The organism is Bradyrhizobium yuanmingense (assembly GCF_029167105.1).
GTDB lineage: Bacteria > Pseudomonadota > Alphaproteobacteria > Rhizobiales > Xanthobacteraceae > Bradyrhizobium > Bradyrhizobium yuanmingense_A.
This window is the reverse complement of sequence record NZ_JARFML010000020.1, coordinates 1-23,393: the sequence shown is the minus strand read 5'-3', so window position 1 is coordinate 23,393 and position 23,393 is coordinate 1. Positions and strand designations below refer to the sequence as shown.

At 63.6% G+C, this 23,393-nt stretch carries 24 protein-coding genes and 2 tRNA genes; 21 read left to right on the top strand and 5 right to left on the bottom strand.

What is annotated here, in order from left to right; genetic code table 11:
- Positions 1-32: 32 nt before the first annotated feature.
- From P0R31_RS24595 to P0R31_RS24580, 4 genes are read left to right on the top strand one after another with little or no spacing between them, the layout of a single operon-like run.
- A complete protein-coding gene (locus P0R31_RS24595) occupies positions 33-893 on the top strand; it encodes a fumarylacetoacetate hydrolase family protein (RefSeq protein WP_275516823.1) in 861 nt (286 codons plus the stop codon).
- A gap of 3 nt (positions 894-896) precedes the next feature.
- A complete protein-coding gene (gene hpaH, locus P0R31_RS24590; RefSeq protein WP_275516822.1) occupies positions 897-1,700 on the top strand; it encodes a 2-oxo-hept-4-ene-1,7-dioate hydratase in 804 nt (267 codons plus the stop codon).
- 24 nt (positions 1,701-1,724) lie between these two features.
- Positions 1,725-2,120 (top strand): RidA family protein, encoded by a 396-nt coding sequence (locus tag P0R31_RS24585; RefSeq protein WP_275516821.1) that lies wholly within the window; start codon positions 1,725-1,727, stop codon positions 2,118-2,120.
- A gap of 12 nt (positions 2,121-2,132) precedes the next feature.
- Positions 2,133-3,008 carry an amidohydrolase family protein gene (locus P0R31_RS24580; protein ID WP_275516820.1) on the top strand — a complete coding sequence of 292 codons (876 nt, stop codon included), beginning with the start codon at positions 2,133-2,135 and terminating at the stop codon, positions 3,006-3,008.
- 73 nt (positions 3,009-3,081) lie between these two features.
- Here the strand turns inward: P0R31_RS24580 and P0R31_RS24575 are convergent, their stop codons facing one another.
- Positions 3,082-3,810 carry a helix-turn-helix transcriptional regulator gene (locus tag P0R31_RS24575; protein WP_275516819.1) on the bottom strand — a complete coding sequence of 243 codons (729 nt, stop codon included), beginning with the start codon at positions 3,808-3,810 and terminating at the stop codon, positions 3,082-3,084.
- A 98-nt stretch (positions 3,811-3,908) separates the two neighbouring features.
- Entirely contained in the window at positions 3,909-4,931 is a 1,023-nt protein-coding gene (locus P0R31_RS24570) for an LLM class flavin-dependent oxidoreductase (RefSeq protein ID WP_275516818.1), read from the bottom strand.
- Between the two features lie 274 nt (positions 4,932-5,205).
- On the opposite strand from P0R31_RS24570, the gene P0R31_RS24565 reads away from it, so the two are divergent.
- From P0R31_RS24565 to P0R31_RS24555, 3 genes are all read left to right on the top strand, one after another.
- A complete protein-coding gene (locus tag P0R31_RS24565; protein ID WP_275516817.1) occupies positions 5,206-5,694 on the top strand; it encodes a Twin-arginine translocation pathway signal in 489 nt (162 codons plus the stop codon).
- Between the two features lie 13 nt (positions 5,695-5,707).
- Complete coding sequence (locus tag P0R31_RS24560) at positions 5,708-6,343, top strand: ferric reductase-like transmembrane domain-containing protein (protein WP_275516816.1); 636 nt, start codon at positions 5,708-5,710, stop codon at positions 6,341-6,343.
- A 243-nt stretch (positions 6,344-6,586) separates the two neighbouring features.
- Positions 6,587-7,063: a cyclic nucleotide-binding domain-containing protein gene (locus tag P0R31_RS24555; RefSeq protein WP_275516815.1), complete on the top strand. Its 477-nt coding sequence runs from the start codon at positions 6,587-6,589 to the stop codon at positions 7,061-7,063.
- Between the two features lie 1,122 nt (positions 7,064-8,185).
- On the opposite strand, the gene P0R31_RS24550 is transcribed toward P0R31_RS24555, so the two are convergent.
- Positions 8,186-8,536 (bottom strand): RidA family protein, encoded by a 351-nt coding sequence (locus P0R31_RS24550; protein ID WP_085969234.1) that lies wholly within the window; start codon positions 8,534-8,536, stop codon positions 8,186-8,188.
- A gap of 94 nt (positions 8,537-8,630) precedes the next feature.
- Positions 8,631-8,705 (bottom strand) — tRNA-Thr (locus P0R31_RS24545).
- A gap of 313 nt (positions 8,706-9,018) precedes the next feature.
- Between P0R31_RS24545 and P0R31_RS24540 the strand changes: the two genes are divergently transcribed.
- From P0R31_RS24540 to P0R31_RS24480, 13 genes are all read left to right on the top strand, one after another.
- Positions 9,019-9,207 carry a hypothetical protein gene (locus P0R31_RS24540; protein ID WP_275516813.1) on the top strand — a complete coding sequence of 63 codons (189 nt, stop codon included), beginning with the start codon at positions 9,019-9,021 and terminating at the stop codon, positions 9,205-9,207.
- A 39-nt stretch (positions 9,208-9,246) separates the two neighbouring features.
- A complete protein-coding gene (locus P0R31_RS24535; protein WP_275516948.1) occupies positions 9,247-10,953 on the top strand; it encodes an FAD-dependent oxidoreductase in 1,707 nt (568 codons plus the stop codon).
- A 123-nt stretch (positions 10,954-11,076) separates the two neighbouring features.
- Positions 11,077-11,385 carry an EthD family reductase gene (locus P0R31_RS24530; protein WP_275516812.1) on the top strand — a complete coding sequence of 103 codons (309 nt, stop codon included), beginning with the start codon at positions 11,077-11,079 and terminating at the stop codon, positions 11,383-11,385.
- A 206-nt stretch (positions 11,386-11,591) separates the two neighbouring features.
- Positions 11,592-12,101 carry a hypothetical protein gene (locus P0R31_RS24525; protein WP_275516811.1) on the top strand — a complete coding sequence of 170 codons (510 nt, stop codon included), beginning with the start codon at positions 11,592-11,594 and terminating at the stop codon, positions 12,099-12,101.
- A 152-nt stretch (positions 12,102-12,253) separates the two neighbouring features.
- Positions 12,254-13,078: an alpha/beta fold hydrolase gene (locus P0R31_RS24520; RefSeq protein ID WP_275516810.1), complete on the top strand. Its 825-nt coding sequence runs from the start codon at positions 12,254-12,256 to the stop codon at positions 13,076-13,078.
- Positions 13,079-13,218: 140 nt separating this feature from the next.
- Complete coding sequence (locus P0R31_RS24515; protein ID WP_275516809.1) at positions 13,219-13,662, top strand: DUF2948 family protein; 444 nt, start codon at positions 13,219-13,221, stop codon at positions 13,660-13,662.
- 145 nt (positions 13,663-13,807) lie between these two features.
- On the top strand, positions 13,808-15,103 hold the full coding sequence (hisD, locus tag P0R31_RS24510; protein WP_275516807.1) for a histidinol dehydrogenase: 1,296 nt from the start codon (positions 13,808-13,810) through the stop codon (positions 15,101-15,103).
- A complete protein-coding gene (locus P0R31_RS24505; RefSeq protein WP_157283264.1) occupies positions 15,100-15,597 on the top strand; it encodes a UPF0262 family protein in 498 nt (165 codons plus the stop codon). Before hisD ends, P0R31_RS24505 begins: the two co-directional genes overlap by 4 nt.
- A 6-nt stretch (positions 15,598-15,603) precedes the next feature.
- Positions 15,604-16,071 carry a low molecular weight phosphatase family protein gene (locus P0R31_RS24500; protein ID WP_275516806.1) on the top strand — a complete coding sequence of 156 codons (468 nt, stop codon included), beginning with the start codon at positions 15,604-15,606 and terminating at the stop codon, positions 16,069-16,071.
- A gap of 154 nt (positions 16,072-16,225) precedes the next feature.
- Positions 16,226-16,855 carry a Maf-like protein gene (locus P0R31_RS24495; RefSeq protein WP_057027605.1) on the top strand — a complete coding sequence of 210 codons (630 nt, stop codon included), beginning with the start codon at positions 16,226-16,228 and terminating at the stop codon, positions 16,853-16,855.
- A 167-nt stretch (positions 16,856-17,022) separates the two neighbouring features.
- Positions 17,023-17,205, top strand: coding sequence for a DNA gyrase inhibitor YacG (yacG, locus tag P0R31_RS24490; protein WP_036027000.1), 183 nt, complete (start codon positions 17,023-17,025; stop codon positions 17,203-17,205).
- 186 nt (positions 17,206-17,391) lie between these two features.
- Positions 17,392-17,467 (top strand) — tRNA-Phe (locus P0R31_RS24485).
- 85 nt (positions 17,468-17,552) lie between these two features.
- Entirely contained in the window at positions 17,553-19,325 is a 1,773-nt protein-coding gene (locus P0R31_RS24480; protein ID WP_275516801.1) for a site-specific integrase, read from the top strand.
- Between the two features lie 451 nt (positions 19,326-19,776).
- Here the strand turns inward: P0R31_RS24480 and P0R31_RS24475 are convergent, their stop codons facing one another.
- On the bottom strand, positions 19,777-21,687 hold the full coding sequence (locus P0R31_RS24475; protein ID WP_275516800.1) for a recombinase family protein: 1,911 nt from the start codon (positions 21,685-21,687) through the stop codon (positions 19,777-19,779).
- A 908-nt stretch (positions 21,688-22,595) separates the two neighbouring features.
- Between P0R31_RS24475 and P0R31_RS24470 the strand changes: the two genes are divergently transcribed.
- Positions 22,596-22,823: a helix-turn-helix domain-containing protein gene (locus P0R31_RS24470; protein WP_275516798.1), complete on the top strand. Its 228-nt coding sequence runs from the start codon at positions 22,596-22,598 to the stop codon at positions 22,821-22,823.
- Positions 22,824-23,393: the final 570 nt, after the last annotated feature.

The following is a 23,393-nucleotide window of genomic DNA, read 5'->3' as shown; positions in this document are numbered from 1 at the left end:
GCCGCCGCCCCAAGATCATCGGAGGACATACAATGCGACTGCTGAGCTATCTCCTGGACGGCGAGGCGCGCTATGGCGCGGCCGTGGACGGCGGCGTGGTCGATCTGACCAGGCGCATCGGCCGCGACTATTCGGACGTGAAGGCGCTGATCGCGGCCAACGCACTCGCCGAAGCGCAGGAGGCCGTCGCGGGCCAGAAGCCCGATTACGCGCTGGACCAGCTCGTTCTGTTGCCGCCGGTGCTGGCGCCGGAGAAGCTCTGGTGCATCGGCGTCAATTACGCCGAGCGCAATGCGGAGTATAAGGACAATTCGGACCTGCCCAAATATCCCAGCCTGTTCGTGCGCAGCATGTCCTCGGTGACGGGCTCCGGTCAACCGATCGAGAAGCCCAAAGTCTCGGATCAGCTCGACTATGAAGGCGAGCTCGTCATCGTGATCGGGCAGGGCGGCCGCCACATTCCGCGCGAAGAAGCGTGGTCGCACATCTTCGGCATGACCTTGTGCAACGAGGGCACGATCCGCGACTGGCTGCGCCACGGCAAGTTCAACGTCACGCAGGGCAAGAACTTCGATCGCTCCGGCAGCATCGGCCCGTGGATCGTCACGGCCGACGAGCTCGACCCGCGCGGGCCGCACGACATCATCACGCGCGTCAATGGCGAGCTGCGCCAGCAGGACACGACGGAACGGCTGATGTTCCCGTTCGACTTCCTGATCTCCTATCTCTCGACCTTCGCCACCCTCAAGCCCGGCGACATGATCGTCACGGGCACGCCGACGGGCGCGGGCGCCCGCTTCGATCCGCCGCGCTGGCTCAGGAGCGGCGACGTCGTCGAGGTCGAGTCCAGTCGGATCGGCGTGCTGCGCAACACCGTGGCGGCGGAGCAGTAAACGATGCTGGACACCGCCACGATCGAACGCCTCGCCGCGCGGCTCGATGAAGCCGAGCGCACCAAGACGCTGATCCCGATGTTCACGAAAGAATATCCCGATTTCAGCATCGAGGATGCCTACGCGGTCCAGCGCGCCTGGACCAGGCTCCAGCTCGGCCGCGGCCGCATCATCAAGGGCCACAAGATCGGCCTGACCTCGAAGGCGATGCAGAACGCGGTCGGCATCAACGAGCCCGATTACGGCGTGCTGTTCGCCGACATGTTCTATGCCGATGCCACGCCTGTTCCGTTCGACCGCTTCCACGCGCCGCGGATCGAGGTCGAGCTCGCCTTCGTGCTGAAGGCGCCGCTGCGCGGGCCCGACTGCACGATTTTCGACGTGCTCAACGCCACCGACTACGTCACGCCTGCGCTGGAGATTCTGGAGACGCGCATGCACCGCGTCGACCCGGAGACCGGCAAGACGCGCAAGGTGATGGATACGATCTCGGACAACGCCGCCAATGCCGCGCTGGTGCTCGGCGGCCGGCCGATCCGCCCGATGGATGCGGACCTGCGCTGGATCGGCGCATTGCTGTTCCGCAACGGCGAGGTCGAGGAGACCGGCCTTGCCGCCGGCGTGCTCAATCATCCGGCGAGCGGCATCGCCTGGCTCGCCAACCGCCTCGCGCCGCATGACGAGCATCTCAAAGCCGGCGAGGTCGTGCTGGCGGGATCGTTCACGCGGCCCGTCGACATCCGCCGCGGCGACACCTTCCATGCCGATTACGGCGCCTTCGGCTCGGTGTCGTGCCAGTTCGTCTGAAGCAATAATAAAAGGGAGCGCACCATGAGTGGCCAAACGCGGCGCAGGAGTATCCATATCGGCGGCTTCAAGCACGTCAACCCGATTCCGAACGCCTGCCGCATCGGCAATCTCGTGATGTCGGGCGTCATCCTCGGCCGCGATCCCGCGACCAACGCGATGCCGGAGAGCCTCGATGCGCAATGCGCCAACATGTTCGCGCATATGAAGGCGACGGTGGAGGCCGCCGGCGGCACCACCGACGACATCATCAAGATGACGGTGTGGCTGAAGGACCGCGGCAATCGCGGCCCCGTCAATGTCGAATGGCTGAAAATGTTTCCGGACGAGCATTCGCGGCCTGCGCGCCACGCGCTGCCGATGGACACTATGGACGGCGGCGCGCTGGTGCAGTGCGACTTCACCGCCGTGATCGACTAAGGGAGTTTTCGCATGCCGACCTATCTGCCGTTCGATCCGAATCCGCGCCGCCCGGCGAAGGCGCCGCCGCCGAAGACGGTCGACAGCCAGTTTCACGTGCTGGGTCCGATCGACAAATATCCCGAGCGCCCCGGCGCCGCCTACCGGATGCCGACCGCGACCTGGGAAGCGGCACAGCGCATGCACAAGACGCTCGGCATCGAGCGCGGCATCATCGTGCAGACCACGACCTACGGCGCAGATCATGCCGTCGTGCTCGACGGCCTTGCCGCGATGGGCCCGAACTATCGCGGCTGTGCCAATGCGCTGGTGTTCGCGGAAGCCAGCGACGCCTATCTCGCAAAACTGCATGATGCCGGCGTGCGCGGCGCGCGCTTCAGCTTCCGCCAGGAGCTCGGCGCCGTGCTGTCGGACGCCGATTTCGCCCGCGCCATCGCGCGCATCCGCGAGCTCGGCTGGTACGTCAAGATCCAGCCGGAGAAGGACGGCATCATGTCGAGCGTCGCCAAATACGAGAACCTCGACGTGCCCGTGCTGATCGACCACATGGCGCGGCCTGACCCCGAGGCCGGCAGGAACGATCCGAATCTGCGCAAGATGCTGGAGCTGCTCGGAAAGGGCAATTTCTGGGTGATGCTCTCGCTCGGCGAGAAAACCTCGAAGGCCGGTCCTCCTTACGACGACGTGATCCCGATCGCGCGCGCCTACATCGAGGCCGCTCCCGACCGCTGCGTCTGGGCCAGCGACTGGCCGCATCCGGTCTCGGTGAAGCAGCCGCCGAACGATGCCGATCTGCTCGAGCTGATGTACCGCTACGCGGCCGACCAGGCGGAGCTTGAGAAGATCCTGGTGCATAATCCGGCCAAGCTGTTCGGCTTTCCGGACTGAAGCAAGATCCGGAAAAGTGCGAAGCGGTTTTCCGAAAAGATCATGCGCAAACTACGACCTGTAGCGCGACAGATCAGGGCGAGATGATCCGGTCGCGCATCGCGATCATCACGGCCTGCGTGCGAGTGGTCGCGCCGAGCTTCTTGCAGCAGCTCTTGACGTGCGCCTTCACGGTGCGCGGCGTGATCGCCAGGGCGTCGGCGATCTCCTCGGTGGACCGTCCGACCGCGGCCAGAGTCAGCACCTCACACTCGCGCAGAGACAGCGCGAGTGTCCGCGCCTCGGGCTGGCCGCGCAGCGCCAGCGCTCGGTCGAAGGCATAAAGCGCCGTGAGATGAAGAGCCGGCAGATCGCGCTCCGGCAGATCGATGTCGCGGCCGCCGAAGAACACATGACCGATGCGGTTGCCGGGTGAAGCGATCGGGACCATCACGCCGTCGAGCAGCCCGAAGTCGCGGGCGCGGCGTACCAGTTCGACCGCGCGCGGCTCCCGGGTCGGATCGAACGGCGCTTCCCTGAGCCATCGGAACGGGCGCAGCGTCGTCTTGCAATGGCGCAGCGCCGGATCGTCCCAGACGAACTGCTCGGTGGAATACATTTCCAGAAAGCCGGGCGGCAGCCGATGGGCGAGAACGGCCTCGCGCGAGGATTCGGTCGAGAGCGGCGCGACATAGGCGCAACAGAACTGGTCGGCGCCGTACTGGCCGAGCATGTGTCCCATGGCGTCCAGGACACTCGCGGCGTCGGAAAGCTCTTGCACCGTCTCGATGAACTCGAAGGCGCGGCTGCGGATCACATCCATCGTCGATCCTCCGATCAGGCCTTGAGGGATCGGCGCTGCGCTACCCTTCCATATCGCGAGTTTAGGATAGCATTGCGGAGCCCGCAACGTCACGCTGTTCAGCCGGAGCCGGTTGAGCGATTGGGCGACGCCGCCAGCCGGTCGCGCACCTCGGCTGCGATCTCGAACGAGCGCAGCCGTGCCGTGTGGTCGTAGATCTGCCCCGTCGTCATCAATTCGTCCGCGCCGGTTTCAGTGATCAGCGCCTTCAGTTTTGCTTCGACCACATCGGGCGAGCCGACCGCCGAGCACGACAGCGCTTGCGCAACGCCGGCCTTCTCCGCCGGCGACCACAGCGCGTCCATGTCGTCCACCGGCGGCGGCAGCGGCCCCGGCGTGCCGCGGCGCAGGTTGATGAATTGCTGCTGCAGCGAGGAGAACATCCGCTGCGCCTCTTCATCGCTGTCGGCCGCGAACACGTTGACGCCGATCATGGCATAGGGCTTGTCGAGCTGCGCCGACGGCTCGAACCGCGCGCGGTATTCGCGCAGCGCCGGCAGCATCATCTGCGGTGCGAAATGCGAGGCGAACGCGAACGGCAGCCCCAGCATCGCGGCAAGCTGCGCGCCGAAGGTGCTAGATCCCAGAATCCACAGCGGCACCTTGGTGCCCATTCCGGGCACGGCGCGGATCGCCTGGTTTGGCTGCACGTCGCCGAGCAGCGCCTGCAGCTCCAGCACGTCATGCGGAAAGTTCTCGGACGTGGTGGCGAGGTCGCGCCGCAGCGCCCGTGCGGTGAACTGGTCGGTGCCCGGCGCCCGCCCGAGCCCGAGATCGATCCGTCCGGGATAGAGCGATTCCAGCGTGCCGAACTGCTCGGCGATCACCAGCGGCGAGTGGTTCGGCAGCATGATGCCGCCGGAGCCGACGCGGATCGTCTTCGTGCCCCCCGCGACATGTCCGATCACCACGGACGTCGCAGCGCTCGCGATCCCCGTCATGTTGTGATGCTCGGCCAGCCAGAACCGCTTGAAGCCCCACCTCTCCGCATGCCGGGCCAGATCGAGCGAATTGCGGAACGCCTGTGCCGCGTCGCCGCCCTGGCGAATGGGTGCGAGGTCGAGCACGGAGAAGGGGATCATGGGGGGAGTCCGGGAGAGGAGGATATGGACATGACATGTAGTGTCAGCGCGTAGGATGGGTAGAGCACAGCGAAACCCATCATCTTCATCGTTTGAACACGGCCTTTGGGGGGTATCGCTGCGCTTGACCCATCCTGCGCTCTGTCTGAGTGATCCGCGCCTCCGTTCACAACACTGTTATTGCAGGCGCTGGCGCCCCTCGCCCCAACTGGGCGTTTCGCACCTGGTATTGTAATTTGCCGGAGCTGCTGCACTGCCGCCAGGAGGAACCGATATGACCACGGCCGTCTTCAACCGCCGCACTCTCCTCGTCGCCGGCGGCACGCTCCTCGCAACCGGCGCTTCCGGTCTCCTGCTGCCCGCCCGTGCGAGCGGCCTCGCTCCAACCGAGTCGATGTCGGGCGGCGCGAACAATTACCGCAAGGGCGCGGCGGTCGTGGAGCGGATCGGCAAGGGCGGTTTCTGGATGAGCGGCACCGTGCGCCGCGCCGGCGACGGGGCTCCGCTGTCCGGGCAGCGCATCCAGATCTGGGCGCACACCGTCGAAGGGCGGGAGCACGAGCCGCAGAGCCACGGCGCAACGCTCACCGACAAGGACGGCAGGTTCCGGCTGGAGATGCCGCAGATCATTCCGATCTTCGGCCAGCCACACGGCCACCTCGCCTATGACAGCGGCGAGTTCAAGACCGTCTTCCTGCGGCCGGTGATGCGGAGCGCCAAGGAGACCAGCCTCGAGGCGCATTTCGTGCTGCAGCCGGCTTGAACCCGACTTGCAGATGACGCGATGGAAATCGGCCCGGGCGCCCCTGATCTGGGGCGCCCTTGTCTTGGCGATCGGCGTGCCGGTTGCGCTTGCTGCAGCCAGCGAGCAGCTCGCATGGCGCGATCCTGTCTACATCCTCGCCGGTTTCGCCGGGATCATCGCCCTCGGCGTCGTGCTCGTGCAGCCCTTGCTGATCGGCGGCTACCTGCCGGGATTGTCGGCCTATCGCGGCAGGCGCGCCCATCACTGGATCGGCGGCGCGCTTGTTCTGGCGATTCTGATCCACGTCGCCGGCCTCTGGATCACCAGCCCGCCCGACATGGTCGACGCACTGACCTTCTCGTCGCCGACGCCGTTCTCTCCCTTCGGCGTGACCGCGATGTGGGCCATCTTCGCGGTTGCGTTCCTGGCTCTGCTGCGAAGGCGGTTGGGATTGCGTCCGCGAACCTGGCGCATCATCCATATTCCCCTCGCCATCGTCATCGTCGCGGGCAGCGTGGTCCATTGCCTGCTGATCGAGGGAACGATGGAGACAATCTCCAAAGTGGCACTCTGTGCGCTCGTCCTCGCGGCGGCCGTGAAAGTCATGATTGACCTGCAGGTGTGGCGGAAGCGAGGGACGCGCGGGGAAAATGCCGTGCGGCAGTGAACGATGGATCTTGGAGGTGAAGCCTCTCACCGCGTCATTGCGAGGAGCTCGCGACAAAATTGCGAAGCAATTTTGCGCTGATGCGACGAAGCAATCCAGACTATCTGCGCGGACACATTCCTGGATTGCTTGGCGGAGCCTGTCATCGGGCCGCGCTTCGCGTGGACCCGTTGGCTCGCAATGACGGAACCTGGCTGCGGCGCCTTGCTTGCCGCAGATTGCGGCGGGGCGTATCCTTCCGCAATGCTCGTCACGCCCCCCGATCTGAAAGCGTTCCTGCTCGCGACGCCGTTCTTCGGCGGTCTTTCGGAGGCAAGCCTCGACCTCTTGATTTCGATGCTGGTCGAGCGCCGGTTCGATGCCGACGCGACCGTCGTGGCCGAGGGCGAGCCGGGGCGCTCGATGTTCATCGTCAAGTCCGGCCGGCTCGCGGTGAGCAAACGGACGCATGCGGGCGGCGTCATCGCGATATCGCGTCTGGAGCCTGGCGATTTCTTCGGCGAGATGACGCTCATCGAAATGCAGAACCGCTCCGCCACTGTCATCGCGGAGGCGCCGACGGTGCTATATGAGCTGACGGCGCAAAAGCTCTATGCCTGCTACAAGGCGGACATCCACGCCTATGTGATCGTCCTGCAGAACAGCAATCGCGAGCTGTGCCGGCGGCTGCGCCGTTCGGACGATCGCTTCGCGGCATTGCAGATCGATCGCGACCATTGATGGTGCAGTGCGTAGGATGGGTAGAGCGTAGCGAAACCCATCATGTTTCGTCGCTGGAAAGCAGCCGATGGGTTTCGCTCCGCTCTCCCCATCCTACGGGCACCCGAGATCCTCGACGGATCCTGGCGATCACGACTTGTCGTGCGCGTACTTCTCCAGGACCAGCCGATTATACTCGTCCCTCACGGCTCGGCGGGAAACGTGCCCCTTCCGATCCTTGGCGATTTTCAGAAGATCAGGATCCGTCGGTGCCTTCGATTTCCGCCGAAATCTCGCAAAGAGAGGGGTCGTCGGTTCCGACAATCGTCCAAACAGGCGGTCGAACCATCCCATTGTGTCCTCCCGGACAGGGTGCGAGCGAAAAGACTATCACCATGAAACGAGGGGTCAACGTGCCGTGTGACCGCATCTTTCGAACAGGCGCGGGCCGCATCGATCGCAACGCTTCTGTCCCGTCGGGCAAAACACCCCGTACCCCCGTCAACCCTCGTCCGCAAAAATATTCCACTTTACCGAAATTCGGAATTGCAGTATCCATCGCACATCCCGGCCCAAGGAGAGGGGCGATCGTACGTCGTCACGAACGTGGGTCGGGGTGCGGTGGACGCGGCTGCGTCGGGCACGGGCGGCGGACCAGGGCGAGATGAACCTCGTGAGGTCTTAGGCAGCGTGCTGACGAACGGCGCCAACATCCGGCGAGCCTCTTGGCGGAGCCGGAAGCTGCGTACGGCAAAACCGTGTGGTCCTGACCGTCGTTGCTACGGTCAAGCCTTGCGGAGATGCTTTTGGGCTCGACCGGGCCTGGAAGCATCGTCAATTCGCGAGGTGACGGAGGCCAGAAGGAACTCGGCTCCGGGGAGAGCAGGCATAAGCCGTCAAACCACTGCGCAGGGAAGGCCGTGTGTTGGGCTTCACCTGTATGCCGCTGTGCAGTTTTGTGCGTGTGCTTTCGCACAGTGGACCGTGGGTGCCAGCCGGCACCCGGCCTTCCCTGCGCCCTCTTCATAGAAGAGGGACAGGAAACGAGCAAAACTCGGGCGTTTCGGGCCGCGAGAATGCTGAGCCATGTGTGGAAGACTGTCGAAACGACCGAACTTGCTCTTCTCGCCCGTCGCTCGAGGATCAGCGGCGCGCGGCGATCGCCGTCAGCTCCAGCTTGACGCCCGGGCCGAGATCCGCAACGCCGATCGCGGCCCGCGCCGGCAGATGCTCCGCGGTGAAATAGCGCTTCCACACCTGGTTGAACGCAGCCTTCTCAGTGAGGTCGGCCACGAAGATCGTCACTTGCAGAACGCAGGACAGATCGGAGCCGGCCCCCTCGAGCAGGGTCTTCAACTGGCGCAGCACGTCCTCGGCCTGGCCGGCCATGTCGAGGCCGGCATCTTCAGGGACGATGCCGCCGAGATAGAGCACGCCATTATGCTCGACGATCTCGTGGAGCAGTCCTTCATAGGGCAGGGAACGTGTGATCACGATCGCATCCGTGGCTGTTGCGGGCGCGCCGGCCAGGCGCAAGGCATATTTCAACAAGGCTTGGTTCAACGCGGCTCGCGTCGGTGAGGAAAGCTGGTGCTGCCAGACAGGATTGAACTGTCGACCTCTCCATTACCAATGGAGTGCTCTACCACTGAGCTACGGCAGCATGTGCTGGGACAAGAATCGGCCGCCCGAGGGGCCTACCAAGCGGGCCGATATCTGCCACAAGCCCCCCTCCTGTGCAAGCTTGCCAGCCCGACCAAAACGAGAAAATCGGGCCGATATCGGCGCCAAAATGCCCGTTTTCGCCCAAACCGGCCGAGTTCGCGCCGATCGGGGTCTGATATTCCTGCCCAACTGGTCAGTTGGCCTGGAGTTCGGATTCGATCCATCTCGCGTTTCACATGGGCGTATCGCGTTGCCTCTTGAGCTGCCACACTTCGATGGCATCCTGCTGCCGGTTGCTGGACGGAGCCGCGATGGCCGACGAGACTGACAAGAGCGTGAGACAGGCGAGGGCGTCCCGGGACGACCGGCTGAAATCGGCGCTGCGCGAAAACCTGAAGCGGCGGAAACTTCAGGCGCGCGAACGCGCCACAATCACCGACCCCTCGCAGAACGACGATGGTTCCCTAAATGAGGGGGCCGCCGGCAAGACCTCTCGTTGAACGCCGGCGGCTGGAAATTTTGGAGTGCAGGCAGTGGCCATGGGGCAGGACGACACACAACGAACCGATCGTGATGCGCAGCTGATGCGGTTCACCCGCCCCGAGCAGACCTTTCCGGCGCTGACCCCCGCCGAGATCGAACGGATCAGGCACTTCGGCGAAATCCGCACCTATGCCGACGGCGAGTTGCTGTTCGAGACCGGCAAGCCCGGGCCCGGCATGTTCGTGGTGCTGGCGGGCCACGTCGCCATCACCCAGCGCGACGGTCTCGGTCACGTCACGCCGGTGATCGATCAGGGGCCGGGGCAATTTCTGGCCGAGCTCGGCCAGCTCTCGGGCAGGCCGGCCCTGGTCGACGGCCGCGCCGAAGGCGATGTCGAGGTGCTGCTCGTCCCGCCGGAGCGGCTGCGCGCGCTGCTGGTGGCCGAAGCCGAGCTTGGCGAGCGCATCATGCGCGCGCTGATCCTGCGTCGGGTCAATCTGATCCAGGACGGCATCGGCGGCCCCGTGCTGATCGGGCCGTCGAACTCCGCCGGCGTGGTGCGCCTGCAGGGCTTTCTCACCCGCAATGGCCAGCCGCATCATCTGCTCGATCCCGAGAGCGAGCATGACGCCGCCGAACTGATCGCGCGCTATTCGCCGAAGCCGGAGGATTGGCCGCTCGTCGTCACGGCCGGCGGCACGGTGCTGCGCAATCCCAGCGAGACCGAGCTCGGCCGCGCCATCGGCATGATCGGCGGGGCCAAGGACAACCGCATCTACGATGTCGCCATCGTCGGCTGCGGACCGGCGGGGCTCGCCACCGCGGTCTATGCGGCGTCCGAAGGTCTCTCGGTCGCGGTCGTCGACACCCGCGCCTTCGGCGGCCAGGCCGGCGCCAGCGCGCGCATCGAAAACTATCTGGGCTTCCCGACCGGCATCTCCGGCCAGGCGCTGGCTGGGCGCGCCTTCACCCAGGCGCAGAAGTTCGGCGCCGACATCATGATTCCGATGTCGGTGAGCTCGCTGGATTGCTCGCGCGTCAACGGCACCTTCGCGCTGGCGCTGGATTGCGGCGAGACATTGCGCTCCCGTTCGGTGGTGGTCGCCAGCGGCGCGCGCTATCGCCGTCCCGACATCGCCAACCTCGACAAGTTCGAGGGCCGCGGCGTCTGGTACTGGGCATCGCCCGTGGAGGCACGGCTCTGCGCCGGCGAGGAGGTGGCGCTGGTCGGCGCCGGCAATTCGGCCGGTCAGGCCGCGGTGTTCCTGTCGGGCCACGCCAAACGCGTGCTGATGATCATCCGCGGCGGCGGCTTGGGCGCCAGCATGTCGCGCTATCTCATCGAGCGCATCGAAGCGACCCCGAACATCGAATTGATGTTCAACACCGAGATCACCGCGCTCGAGGGCGACGAGGCCTCGCTACTGCGGCGCATCCGCTGGAAGAGCCGGCTGTCGGATGACGAGGATTCGGCCGACATTCGCAATCTCTTCCTGTTCGTCGGCGCCGATCCCGCCACGTCCTGGCTCGACGGCTGCGGCGTGACGCTCGATCGCGGCGGCTTCGTCGTCACTGGCGCGCAGTCGGAGCAGAACCAGGGCAAGCTGGTCGCGCCGCTCGAGACCTCCGTGCCCGGCGTCTACGCCGTTGGCGACGTCCGCTCCGGCTCGGTCAAGCGCGTCGGCGGCGCCATCGGCGAGGGCGCGCAGGTCGTGGCCTCCCTGCACGGCTATCTCGGCGACGCCGCAAAACCGGCGCTTTAGGCAAGCACAGGACAGGCAATGGCAAGCCGAATCCGGCTTGCCATCTTGCCGACAACTACAGACTATCCCCTCGTCGCGAGGCCAATCGCGCGCGAACAAACAAGGATTCAACGGGAGGACCAAATGGCTGAAATCGTCGTGCTGTACAAGACACCCAAGGATGCCGCCGCGTTCGACAAGTACTATGCCGAGACGCACATCCCGCTCGCCAAGAAGCTTCCCGGCCTGAAGAACTACGCCGTCAGCAAAGGGCCGGTCGCATCTCCCGCAGGTCCTTCCGGAATCCACCTCGTCGCCATTCTCACCTTCGACAGCGTCGCGGACATTCAGGCCGCCTTTGGCAGCGAGGAAGGCAAGGCGACCGGCGCCGACGTGCCGAAATTCGCCAGCGGCGGCGCCGACATCCTGATCTTCGACACCAAGGACGTGTGAGAGATCGATTCAACTTTCGTTGAATCCTGCAAGCATCAAACTGCCGCCGTTTGTGACAGCGCTGCAAAAAGTTCAGCCATGCGTTTTTCGATTTCGCACGACAGCGCATGGCTGCGCTCATGCATGTGACGACAAGGCAGGTGGTAATCCGATGAGGACCGCAATACTATTCTCGTCACCTCAACGCGGAGAGTAGGAGAGATGTCATGGTGCTTGGCCTAAGCCTGCCCGCCCTTACGCTGATCCATGTCATCATCAGCCTGATTGCCATCGTCGCCGGGCTCGTCGTGATGTTCGGCCTGCTCGGATCGAAGTCGATGCCAGGCCTCACTGCGGTCTTCCTGCTGTTCACCATCCTCACCAGCGCCACCGGCTTCCTGTTTCCATTCAAGGAGCTGCTGCCCTCGCACATCATCGGCATCATCTCGCTGGTGCTGCTCGCGATCGCCTGTTTCGCGCTCTACGGCATGAAGCTCGCCGGCGTCTGGCGTCCGGTCTACATCGTCACCGCGATGATCTCGCTCTATTTCAACGTCTTCGTGCTGGTGATCCAGTCGTTCCTCAAGGTGCCCGCGCTTGCCGCGCTCGCGCCCGCCGTGCCGCCGGCGCCGCCATCGGGGCCGGTGTTCGCCGTGGTGCAGGGCATCGTGCTGGTGTTTTTCGTCGTGCTGACCATCGGCGCCTGGCGCCGCTACAAGCCCCTGGCGTTTGCCTGATTCGCCCCTCTCGTCATTCCGGGCATCGCGCAGCGATGAACTCAGGTGCGCAATCGCGCACCCTGAGAATCTCGTTTTAACAATCTCCAGATTCCGGGTTCGCGCTGACGCGCGTCCCGGAATGACGTCTCTCATTGAAAGGAGCCCCCACCATGCCCACCATCACCACCAAAGACGGCGTCGAGATCTTCTACAAGGACTGGGGCTCGGGCCAGCCGATCGTGTTCAGCCATGGCTGGCCGCTGTCCTCGGACGATTGGGACGCGCAGATGATGTACTTCGTCACGCGCGGCTATCGCGTCATCGCCCATGACCGCCGCGGCCACGGCCGTTCGGCGCAGGTCGCCGACGGCCACGACATGGATCATTATGCCGACGATCTCGCCGCGCTCACCGCGCATCTCGACCTCAAGAACGCCCTCCATGTCGGCCATTCCACCGGCGGCGGCGAGGTCGTGCACTACATCGCCCGTCACGGCGAGAGCCGCGTCGCGAAGGCCGCGATCCTCTCGGCGGTGCCGCCGCTGATGGTGCAGACAGCGGCCAATCCCGGCGGCCTGCCCAGAAGCGTGTTCGACCATTTCCAGGCCCAGCTCGCCGCCGGCCGTTCGGCCTTCTACCGCGACATCGCCGCCGGCCCGTTCTACGGCTACAACCGCCCCGGCGCAAAACCGCTGGAAGCCGTGATCGAGAACTGGTGGCGCCAGGGCATGATGGGTGGCGCGAAAGCGCATTACGACGGCATCGTCGCGTTCTCGCAAACCGATTTCACCGAGGATCTGAAGAAGATCAACGTGCCGGTTCTGGTGATGCATGGCGACGACGACCAGATCGTGCCATACGCGGATTCGGCGCCGCTCTCGGCCAAGCTGCTCAAGAAAGGCATCCTGAAGACCTACAAGGGATTCCCCCACGGCATGCCGACCACGCATGCCGAGACGATCAACGCGGATCTCCTGGCGTTCTTCAGGGAGTGAGGTTTCACGACTCTAACCCTCCCTTGTTGTGGGAAAGGGTGGCTCGCCGCGTAGCGGCGAGCCGGGCCAGGGCTTAACTTGTGCGGAAATTTCGGGGCTCGTGCGCGTTGAGCCCCGTCCACTCAAGGAGAGGCGCGGCGATGTCGCCCCAGCTCAAACTGATCGCGCTCGACGCCGACGACCTCGCCGTGATCTCGACCCATGTCCAGGACGCCCGGGTCCAGGCGTCCGACATCATCTGGCGGCAGGGCGAGAAGCGGCTTGTGGTCGGAATGAGCCGGCTGGACTGGGAGCAGACCTTGGCGGGCGAGACCGAGCCGCGCCGGCTGGTCGCAGCGCTCCGTTTCGACCGTGTGCTCGCCTGCAAGTCGCGCAACATCGACCTCGCCGCGCCGGACAAGATCCTGGATCTCGTCGGCATTGAATTTCACCCCCAGGACGGCCGCGCCGAGGAGCCCGGAGGCAGCGCCCTGCTTTTGTTCGCCCAGGGCGGCGCCATCCGCCTGGACGTCGAGTGCCTGGAATGCGAGCTGACCGACCTCGGCGCCGACACGCTGGGCACGGGACTCGAGGGGGAGGGGTGAAGCGGCCGTATACCAGCCGAATGGGCTCCGGCCCTGGCTGGGATGGCAGCTGCCGAGGGTTGACGCAGCTTCCCCGCCGCGCCATTGAGCAGGGGACCTGGTGCGCCGATCCGCCCCTCAAGACCAGCCGGAAGCCAAGCGAAACATGCCCGTTCGCCTCGACCGCAGCAGCGCCGATTTCGACCAGCGATTTGCCGCCTTCCTCGCCGCCAAGCGCGAGGCGTCGGCCGACGTCGAGGCCGCCGCGCGCGAGATCGTCGACGACGTGGCCAAGCGTGGCGATGCCGCCTTGCTCGAGGCGACGGCCAAGTTCGACCGCCTGAAGCTGGATGCATCCTCCTTGCGCGTCTCCGCCGCAGAGATCGAGGCCGCCGTGAAGGCATGCGAGCCTGCGACGCTGGATGCGCTCGAGCTCGCGCGCGACCGTATCGAGACCTATCACCGCCGCCAGCTGCCGAAAGACGAGCGCTTCACCGATTCCCTCGGCGTCGAGCTCGGCTGGCGCTACACCGCGATCGAATCCGCCGGCCTCTACGTCCCCGGCGGCACGGCCGCCTATCCGTCATCGGTGCTGATGAATGCCGTGCCGGCGAAAGTCGCCGGCGTGTCGCGCCTCGTGATGGTGGTGCCCTCGCCGGACGGCAAGCTCAATCCGCTGGTGCTGGCGGCCGCCCATCTCGGCGGCGTCACCGAGATCTATCGTGTCGGCGGTGCGCAGGCCGTCGCCGCGCTCGCGCATGGCACCGCCACCATCGCGCCTGTCGCCAAGATCGTCGGCCCGGGCAATGCCTATGTCGCCGCCGCCAAACGGCTGGTGTTCGGTAAGGTCGGCATCGACATGATCGCCGGCCCCTCGGAGGTGCTCGTCATTGCCGACGACACCGGCAATGCCGACTGGATCGCCGCCGACCTCTTGGCGCAGGCCGAGCACGATTCCAGCGCGCAGTCGATCCTGATCACGGACTCGGCGCGCCTCGCCGCCGAGGTCGAAAAGGCGGTGGAGGCGCAGCTGAAGACGCTGCCGCGCGCCGCGATCGCCAGCGCCTCCTGGGCAGATTTCGGCGCCGTCATCATGGTGAAGAACCTGGGCGAGGCCATCCCGCTCGCGGACGCCATCGCGGCCGAGCATCTCGAGATCATGACCGTCGATCCCGACGCGCTCGCTGCGAAGATCCGCAATGCCGGCGCGGTGTTCCTCGGACCGCACACGCCCGAAGCGATCGGCGATTACGTCGGCGGCTCCAACCACGTGCTGCCGACGGCGCGCTCGGCACGGTTTTCCTCAGGCCTGTCGGTGCACGACTTCATGAAGCGCACCTCGATCCTGAAATGCGGGCCCGACCAATTGCGTGCGCTGGGTCCCGCCGCGATGACGCTCGGCAAGGCGGAGGGGCTGGACGCCCATTCGCGCTCGATTGGATTGCGCCTCAATCTGTCATGACCAAGCCGCCCGCACAGGACGACTCGACCAATCGCATCGTCGGCGTCACGCTCGACGAGGAATCCATCGGCCGTTCCGGGCCCGACATCGAGCACGAGCGGGCGATCGCGATCTACGATCTGATCGAGCAGAACCTGTTCGCGCCCGAGGGTGCGGAAGGAAAGGGCCCGTTCACGCTGCATATCGGCATCACCGGCAACCGGCTGATGTTCGACATCCGCCGCGAGGACGGCACACCTGTGGTCGCGCATCTCTTGTCGCTGACGCCGTTCCGGCGGATCGTGAAAGACTATTTCATGATCTGCGACAGCTATTACCAGGCGATCCGCACCGCGACCCCGGACAAGATCGAGGCCATCGACATGGGCCGCCGCGGTATCCACGACGAGGGATCGCGCACGCTCCAGGAGCGGCTGAAAGGCAAGGTGCGGGTCGACTTCGAGACCTCGCGCCGGCTGTTCACGCTCATTACTGTTCTCCATTGGAAGGGCTGATCACGGATGGCTGCGCCCCCACGCGCACGCGATCCTCAGTCGGTGCTGTTCGCCTGTGCGATGAACAGCGTGCGTTCGCCGATGGCCGAGAGCCTATTGCAGCACATGTTTCCGCAAGGTCTCTACGTGAAGTCGGCCGGCACAAGGAAGGGCGAGCTCGATCCCTTCGCCGTCACCGTGATGGGGGAGCTCGGCCAGGACATCTCCGGCCACAAGCCGCAGACCTTCGAGGAGCTGGAGGATTGGGAGGGACTGAATTTCGATCTCATCATCACGCTCTCGCCGGAGGCGCATCACAAGGCGCTGGAGCTGACGCGAACGCTCGCGGCCGAGGTCGAATACTGGCCGACGCAGGATCCAACCACCATCGAAGGCAGCCGCGACCAGAAGTTAGCTGCCTATCGCGAGGTCTGCGATCAGCTCCTGATGCGCATCCGCCGGCGCTTCGGCAAGGTCGGCGCGGCGAGCGGGTAGCATCGGCCCTCCGTAACACCCGCGTCACAGAGAGCAGGCACAGCCGTGGCGGATACCTCGAATCACCAAACTCCGGTTCCCGGGTTGTGAAACCGGCCCCCTTCCGATAGGTTCCGCGCGCAATTCACCCCTGCCTCATCCCCCAAATCACCTGATGCTTGGCCGCCCCAAATTCGTACTTGCCTCCGGCTCGCCGCGTCGGCTGTCGCTGCTCAACCAGGCCGGCATCGAGCCGGATGCGCTCCGGCCGGCCGACGTCGACGAGACGCCGAAGCGGGGCGAGCTGCCGCGCGCCTGCGCCAACCGGCTGGCCAGGGCCAAGGCCGACGCTGCGCTGAAGTCGGTGCAGCTCGACGACGAGCTGCGCGGCGCCTTCATCCTCGCCGCGGACACGGTAGTGGCGGTCGGCCGCCGCATCCTGCCGAAGGCCAATCTGGTCGACGAGGCCGCGCAGTGCCTGCGGCTGCTGTCGGGCCGCAACCATCGCGTCTACACCGCGATCTGCCTGGTCACGCCGCGTGAAGCCTTCCGCCAGCGCCTGGTCGAGACCCGCGTTCGTTTCAAGCGCCTGTCCGAGGACGACATCCAGGCCTATATCGGCTCCGGCGAATGGCGCGGCAAAGCCGGCGGCTACGCCGTGCAGGGCATCGCCGGATCCTTCGTGGTCAAGATGGTCGGGTCCTACACCAACGTCGTCGGCCTGCCGCTCTACGAGACCACGACGCTGCTCGGCGGCGAGGGCTTTCCGATCCGCTTCGGCTGGCTCAATACCACCGCCGTGTGAGCCCAAGTGAGTCCAAGGGCCGCGCCGACAAAAACCTCGAAAACAACCCCATGCACAGTAGAATGGCTCCGCCGGGTCCGCCCAGCGGCGCATGCGCGGCTGCGGCAGGAACCCGTTTCCGGGCAGGCTCTTGAACCCCGTCACACCGTGTAAGCTGCCGACATTCCATGGACGACCAGGTCAACAAGCCCACCGGCCCGCTCAAAACCTGCCCGATCTGCGGCAAGCCGCAGACGCAGGCCACCCGTCCGTTCTGCTCCTCGCGCTGTCGCGACGTCGATCTGAACCGCTGGCTGAAGGGCTCCTACGTCATCCCCGGCCGCGACGACGAAACCGACGACGTCGAATAATCGAGCTATTTCAATGCACTAAGAGCGTCACTGAGACGCCGAGCACCAGCCGCAGCAACCCCGCTCGATCTTGTGCACAGAGGGGCCGCGCCCGGCGCAGCCACTTGGCGAAGCCGGGTGGACAGGCCGCCTCGAGCCCACTATAAACCGCCCGCTCGATGGGCTTTGGCCCCTCTCTTGGAGCACGCCCAGGTAGCTCAGTTGGTAGAGCATGCGACTGAAAATCGCAGTGTCGGTGGTTCGATTCCGCCCCTGGGCACCATCCCCTTGAAGGTTCCTTATCCTTCAATAAGTTAAGCCCTTACAGCGACTTGCGCTCGCCCGACTGTGTAACAACGGTGAGCAACATGCTGTATCGGGTGGTGCGTCCAATGAAGCGCGATGGTTCGCGGTTTCAACTCTATGTGCGACGGATTCCGGTGGACGTGCGGGAGCGGCTTGTTGGTCGCACACTGTATTTTCCGCTGGGTGAGGACACGCATGCGGTGACGATCTCGCCCCATGCTCAGGCCATCCGGTTTTCCTTGAGAGCCGATGAGCCGGCAGAGGTGAAAACGAGGATCGCGGCGGCCGATCAGTACTTTGAGCGCATCCTTCGCGCCTTCCGGGATGATAGCCCTACCTCCCTTACAAATGCTCAAGCAACGGCCTTGGCCGGACGCCTCTACAGGGCATGGGCCGGAGACGAGGGACGCGAACGCACGTATGCAGTGGAGCAGGGCCGTGATGGCAAGATGCATCCGGTGCCGGCTAACCCCGAGGACGATGCTGTAATCTTCGAGGCGGCGCTGATGCGTCTTGTGCGGCTGGAGACCATGGGCAAGCATGAGATAGACGCGGCGAAACCGCTGCGGGTCCCACTTGATCTCGACAATCTTCCACCCGCCGATCCGTGCCCGGAGAGTTCTACACTTGAGATTCATCTGGGGCGCCTTGTCGATCGCTTGCTTTTATCTGAAGGTATTCGACGGGTTGACACCGCGTCGCGCGGTCTGCTGTTGAGAGCTTTTTGGCTGGCGTTACGTGATGCTTTTGAGGTCCGCCTGCGGAATGCTCAGGGCGACTACAGTCCCGACCCGAAGTCAGAGCGCTTCCCTGCTTGGGTTGCGCCGAGCGAGGACAATGCCCCCACAAAGCAATCGGTCCTAAAGGGAGGCTCGTTGACTGCGTTGATTGAAGGCTGGTGGGTGGAGGCAAAGGCCCGCAACCTAAAGCCCAGCACTCACGAGAGTTACAGCAATTCGATGGCTGCCTTCGTTGCGTTCCTCGGTCACGATGATTGCAGCCGCGTGTCTAGAGGCGATGTGATTGGCTTCAAGGATCACCGTCTAGCTACCATCAATCCCCGCACCGGGAAGCCGATCTCTGCCAAGACAGTGAAGGACAATGACCTCTCGGGGCTCAAAGCGGTGTTTGGATGGGCGGTGTCAAATGGGAAGATGCACACCAATCCCGCTGAAGGTGTCACGCTAAAAGCTGCAAAGCCTCGGAAGCTACGGAGCAAGGCCTTCACGGATGCCGAGGCGAGGGTAATTCTCGCGGCAAGTCTCCGGGCCGAGCGCGGTGGAGAGATGCCGCAGACATTTGCAGCAAAGCGGTGGGTACCATGGCTCATGGCGTACACAGGGGCGCGTGTCGGCGAGATGGCCCAGTTGCGAAAGGAGGACCTACACAAGCACGGCCGAGACATCTGGTTTCTCACGGTCACGCCCGAAGCAGGCACTGTTAAGACGAACGAAGCCAGAGATGTGGTCCTGCATCCTCACCTGATCGAAATGGGCTTTGTGGAGTTCGTAAGATCTTCACCTCCCGGTCATCTATTCCTGCGGCCTTCCCAAGGTAGCGCCGTACAGGACCGCGTGCTTGGACCATTGCAGGGCGTCAAGAATAGGCTTGCGGAGTTTGCTCGTGCCGTAGTGCCGGATAAGGGTGTTGCGCCGAACCACGGCTGGAGGCACCGCTTCAAGCCCGTGGGCGTAAGAGTCGGCATTGACCGCAGAACGCTTGATGTGATCTCCGGGCACGCTCTTGAAGGTCGCACCGTGGCGGATGGATATCATGGTGTCGAGCTTGAGGATCAAGCGGCTGCCCTCGCCAAATATCCTCGCTACAAGATATGACCTTAATCATCGGTGATATGGAGACGGGGCGAGAATGGTAAATGCCTACACTTTCGGGGAACTTGTCCTAGGCCTGGTGGTCCTTCGGTTCCTGTTAGGCGGCTGGCGGGCGGCTTTTGGGATGGCTGTTTTCGCCATCGGCTCTGTTTGGGTGGCCAGCCTTGTGTTTACCTAGTCCCGGTGGCACCGGGCGCGTCATCCCTTGCCATTTTGGTGATGCTTCTTCGAATGAGGGCAATGTCGGCTCTGATGGCTGAGTGGAAATGGTCTGATCGCTTAGAGCATTCCCGCTAGTGGCCCATCAGCGAAGTGGCGGCACGCCTCATTGAGGTCCGCCCAGAGGGGCATAGCGGACTGGATTTGCTCACGTTGAGTTCTTCGCATTTTGACCCTTAGCTGATATCGCACGGTCATCGGCAGATGTCCGCTTGGTAAGGTTGTGCCGACCTTGTCACGCGGAGGCTCGCTCAACGCTTGCCTTGGCAGGTAAGCCGAAGCGTGGAGGTTTTCCCGGTAGGCGCACCAAGCCGATAAGTTCATAGGCCGCTTTCAACGAACCAAAGTGGCGGACTACTGTCCCCCAGCACGGCAAGTCACCATCCGCATCGATCAGCCGTGCTGACACGCGACCCTTCTCTTTCGCAAGCCGCTTCAGCCCGGCGAGGATGTCGTCAGAGCGATACCATAGGCGGCTCCGCTGTCGTTCATGGCGGGGCCGACGAACAATGATCTTCTTGCCTTCCTTCTTTCGCTGCAAGGCAGCCTTCATGATGCTGGAGGCCGTCCGAGGCGGCAGGTTCGCAAGGGCCCTCGCTTCATCGAGCGAGCCGAACCGCTTGGTGTAGTAGTAGGCGCTTGGGGTTACACCGTTCTGGTCGAGCAGATTGGCCGACATGTAGCCGTTCTGCTCCTCAAGCTGGCGCAGGGCTCCAAGGAGTTCTGGCTCGGTCCAGTGAACGCCATGGTAATAGTCGTCACACCCGCTGGTTTTGCGGCGCTTCCACATGAGCTGCTGGCGCTGGCTATGCGTTAGCGCCGGCAGGCCCGCTTGCCTCATGGCCTCTGGGATGGACCCGAAGTACCGTCGGATAAGGACACTCGAAGGCAGCTCGCTTGACGCGTCAATGAGCAGCGTAGAAATATGCCCGTGCTCACTATAGAGTCTCCTCAGGCCCGCCAAAATATCCTTCTTGCTCCAATGGAGCGAGTTTATCCCAAAGGGCGATATAGGAGGCGGCGTATACCCTATTGCGTCATATGCGCCATGGAGCGACCCGAAGTAGCTCATGATGGTTTCGAGCGCCGGCACTTCCTTGCTTTCGCTGATTAAGGCGTATGAGAGGTAGCCCTCCCTCGCGAGCAACACTTTCAAAGCGTTCATAATGGTGTTTCGGTTCCAATGCCGGTTCGCACGTTGTCGAAGCAACTCCTGGGCCTTCCGAAAGACCTTAACAGGAATGATCGGGTCAAACGCCGGATAGCGCGTCCATGTTTGCTCAGGATTTTTGATGGCCGGTCCCTGCAAAGTCTGGGTTGTCAGGTTGTACGTCATCCAGCCAATGCAGAGCTCGTTTGACAGGACATGCCGGATAGTGACCCGCTTCAGGGGACCGTCATCGTAGCCCTTGATCCCTTCATTAGCGAAGCACCGGGCGATGTCGGCAATCGTCATCCGCTGACGCACGTACATGCGGAAGATGCGCTTGATCACCGCAAGCTCTTCCGGCGGTCCTGGAACGACGATAACCTTGTCTGTCGAAAGCGCCTTTCTCTCCCGGCGTTTAAGAACTTGTTTCGGATTGCGTCCAGCGTCAACAAGGAGGCGGCGGAAGCCATAGATCAGCGATCCGCCTTGGCGAAAACCTAGCTGCGCCTGCTGGCGCTTCGCGCGTGACATTCTCGCAGACAGTTCGCGGCTGTATTCCCCCGCCATCACTCGCTTCAAATGCTTGACGATGGTGGTGATGGGGGCAACGTCTTCGCCGAAGGGCTCGCCGCAGTAAACGACGCGCACTCCAGCCTGCCGGCAGAGGAATTCATAGTGGGCCGCCTGGTCCGGGTTCTGAAACCTTCCCCATCGGCTCACATCGTAGACTAGGACGGCGTCGAATTTGCGCTGCGCCGCGAGCGCATCGCTAAGGAGCTGCTTGAGTGCGCCCCTTCCTTTCAGGGACAGGCCACTCTTGCCAGCGTCGATGTACGTTGCAACGACCTGGTATCCGTTCTGCCGGGCGTACTCGGCGATTGCGTTCGTCTGGTTTTCGGTCGAGTAGCGCTGGTTATCCGACGACATGCGCAGATACTGCGCCGCGCGCGTCGTGGCGCCAGAGCAAACCGCGCTAGTCGCGAGATCATACTGCATAGCCACTCAGCCCTCGAGCGTTGGGCGAATCAGCCGCTGTCCGAGGCTAGGTAGGGCGCCGTCTTCCGTCCAGCCAAAACCGCAACAAAAGAACACGCCGACTCGATATGGCAACTCATCTTGACGAACGCGCTAATTGCCTAAGGCCTCCGAATGAGTTTGTAGCTTGATCCGAACTTGCGGTTAGGGGCCTTCTGGGACGTCGCCCCTTTCGCGCCAACACCTGGCGATCGCGTGGGGCATCAATGTCGGCTTCCTGGAAATGAGCGAGCATAGTCAAGCAGGCTGTCGAGGGCAGCTTTTGGCCCTTAGCCGACCTTCGACGATGTCCGCTTTCGTACCGCTGTTGAAGGCCAAGCTGACATTAGATTAAGTCTGGAGTCGGCCAAACTCCGATGTCTAAATTACATCGACTGGCAGCACACGGTCTGCCTCCCACTCTATGGCCGATTGGGCGTGTACTCATAATGGGAGTGCCTCGGCTCCAGCTAGCTGCCCGGGAGAGTCCTCAGGCGGCGGTGTCAGGAACGGCCCTTTCTTGCCCTGTGCATTAAGACAAAGGCTGTGAACTGCTCCGTCGCAGCATTTTCGTATCCCGTCACGTAGGCCCGCGATTGCCCTACCATCGCCCGCTCGAAGAGCTTTTGATTCTCCCTCCTGCAAACGCCGAGGAGTGCTCGCGCAATGATTGGCGCCGATGAGACTCCATCATCGAGGTCTACCATGTGCTGCCCAGCGCAATATTCGAGAGCGGCTCTATACTCAACTGTTGGGGATTGAGCGTAGGAGGAGCTAATCTGCAGAAGCAAGGCGAGCAGGACTAGGCAGCGCATTGTTTGAATGTCCTCTTGATGGATGTGCAATATATTGCGTCGCATTAGATTGCAACAAGTTGTCGCTATGTGCGCATGTCAGAGGACGTGCGGCGCTTGGTAGGGGGAAACGTAAGGAGGCTGCGGATGGCGGCTGGAATCACGCAGGCCGAACTTGCCGATCTCGTGGGTGTTGACCGGGCCTATATCAGCGGCTTGGAGCAGGGAAATCGGAACGCGACCATTGTTAGCCTTTGGCACGTTGCTCAAGCATTGGAGACGCCGATTCGTTTCCTGTTCGATGAACCCAAGAAGTCACGCTGACCGATGATACGGGCCATGCATCCCGTCCGGCACCTGCCGTATCAGCTTGAGCACCGACCTAAAGGTTTAAGCGGCCCGTTAAGCGCCCAAGGGAAGACCCCTACGTTTTGTAAATCGCCCGCCTCGCCCTCTACCCTGGGCCCCCTAGAAGAAGCCCCTTTGCAGCAACGTTAGAGAGGGGCCGCTAGGGGGGATGATGACCCTCTTGGTCCTCGGCCCTCACGGCTTGCCCCAAAGCTCCCTGACGGAAGCCTTGAGGTAACCCCCTTGCGGGGAGATCGAGAGCGGTAGGAGGCGGCCCTCTTACTCCCTTCCCTTGGAGCTACTCCTGGAGGCTGTGTTAGTTGAGGCCGGGACGGTCATGGTCACCCGAAAGCCACCTCTTGGGGCGCATGAGTGGGGGGCATGAAGAGAGTCTTTCGAGGGTGGTGATGGCTGGGTTGGTGTACTTACTGTGCTCCAGCCCCATGAGGCCCTTCAGGGCGGGCTCGGATGGTGATGGTCTGGCTGGCACCATCCCCCGTAGAGGAATAACTTGAAGCAGCTCCTCCAAGGCGAGCCGATAAGTTC

Coding starts and splice junctions, on each gene's coding strand:
- hisD (WP_275516807.1), top strand. CDS start 13,808: ATGCCCGTTCGCCTCGACCGCAGCAGCGCCGATTTCGACCAGCGATTT.
- P0R31_RS24505 (WP_157283264.1), top strand. CDS start 15,100: ATGACCAAGCCGCCCGCACAGGACGACTCGACCAATCGCATCGTCGGC.
- P0R31_RS24530 (WP_275516812.1), top strand. CDS start 11,077: ATGGCTGAAATCGTCGTGCTGTACAAGACACCCAAGGATGCCGCCGCG.
- P0R31_RS24575 (WP_275516819.1), bottom strand. CDS start 3,810: ATGGATGTGATCCGCAGCCGCGCCTTCGAGTTCATCGAGACGGTGCAA.
- P0R31_RS24495 (WP_057027605.1), top strand. CDS start 16,226: ATGCTTGGCCGCCCCAAATTCGTACTTGCCTCCGGCTCGCCGCGTCGG.
- P0R31_RS24515 (WP_275516809.1), top strand. CDS start 13,219: ATGTCGCCCCAGCTCAAACTGATCGCGCTCGACGCCGACGACCTCGCC.
- P0R31_RS24570 (WP_275516818.1), bottom strand. CDS start 4,931: ATGATCCCCTTCTCCGTGCTCGACCTCGCACCCATTCGCCAGGGCGGC.
- P0R31_RS24500 (WP_275516806.1), top strand. CDS start 15,604: ATGGCTGCGCCCCCACGCGCACGCGATCCTCAGTCGGTGCTGTTCGCC.
- P0R31_RS24470 (WP_275516798.1), top strand. CDS start 22,596: ATGTCAGAGGACGTGCGGCGCTTGGTAGGGGGAAACGTAAGGAGGCTG.
- P0R31_RS24475 (WP_275516800.1), bottom strand. CDS start 21,687: ATGCAGTATGATCTCGCGACTAGCGCGGTTTGCTCTGGCGCCACGACG.
- P0R31_RS24565 (WP_275516817.1), top strand. CDS start 5,206: ATGACCACGGCCGTCTTCAACCGCCGCACTCTCCTCGTCGCCGGCGGC.
- yacG (WP_036027000.1), top strand. CDS start 17,023: ATGGACGACCAGGTCAACAAGCCCACCGGCCCGCTCAAAACCTGCCCG.
- P0R31_RS24585 (WP_275516821.1), top strand. CDS start 1,725: ATGAGTGGCCAAACGCGGCGCAGGAGTATCCATATCGGCGGCTTCAAG.
- P0R31_RS24525 (WP_275516811.1), top strand. CDS start 11,592: ATGGTGCTTGGCCTAAGCCTGCCCGCCCTTACGCTGATCCATGTCATC.
- P0R31_RS24560 (WP_275516816.1), top strand. CDS start 5,708: ATGACGCGATGGAAATCGGCCCGGGCGCCCCTGATCTGGGGCGCCCTT.
- P0R31_RS24535 (WP_275516948.1), top strand. CDS start 9,247: ATGGGGCAGGACGACACACAACGAACCGATCGTGATGCGCAGCTGATG.
- hpaH (WP_275516822.1), top strand. CDS start 897: ATGCTGGACACCGCCACGATCGAACGCCTCGCCGCGCGGCTCGATGAA.
- P0R31_RS24595 (WP_275516823.1), top strand. CDS start 33: ATGCGACTGCTGAGCTATCTCCTGGACGGCGAGGCGCGCTATGGCGCG.
- P0R31_RS24520 (WP_275516810.1), top strand. CDS start 12,254: ATGCCCACCATCACCACCAAAGACGGCGTCGAGATCTTCTACAAGGAC.
- P0R31_RS24580 (WP_275516820.1), top strand. CDS start 2,133: ATGCCGACCTATCTGCCGTTCGATCCGAATCCGCGCCGCCCGGCGAAG.
- P0R31_RS24540 (WP_275516813.1), top strand. CDS start 9,019: ATGGCCGACGAGACTGACAAGAGCGTGAGACAGGCGAGGGCGTCCCGG.
- P0R31_RS24555 (WP_275516815.1), top strand. CDS start 6,587: ATGCTCGTCACGCCCCCCGATCTGAAAGCGTTCCTGCTCGCGACGCCG.
- P0R31_RS24480 (WP_275516801.1), top strand. CDS start 17,553: ATGCTGTATCGGGTGGTGCGTCCAATGAAGCGCGATGGTTCGCGGTTT.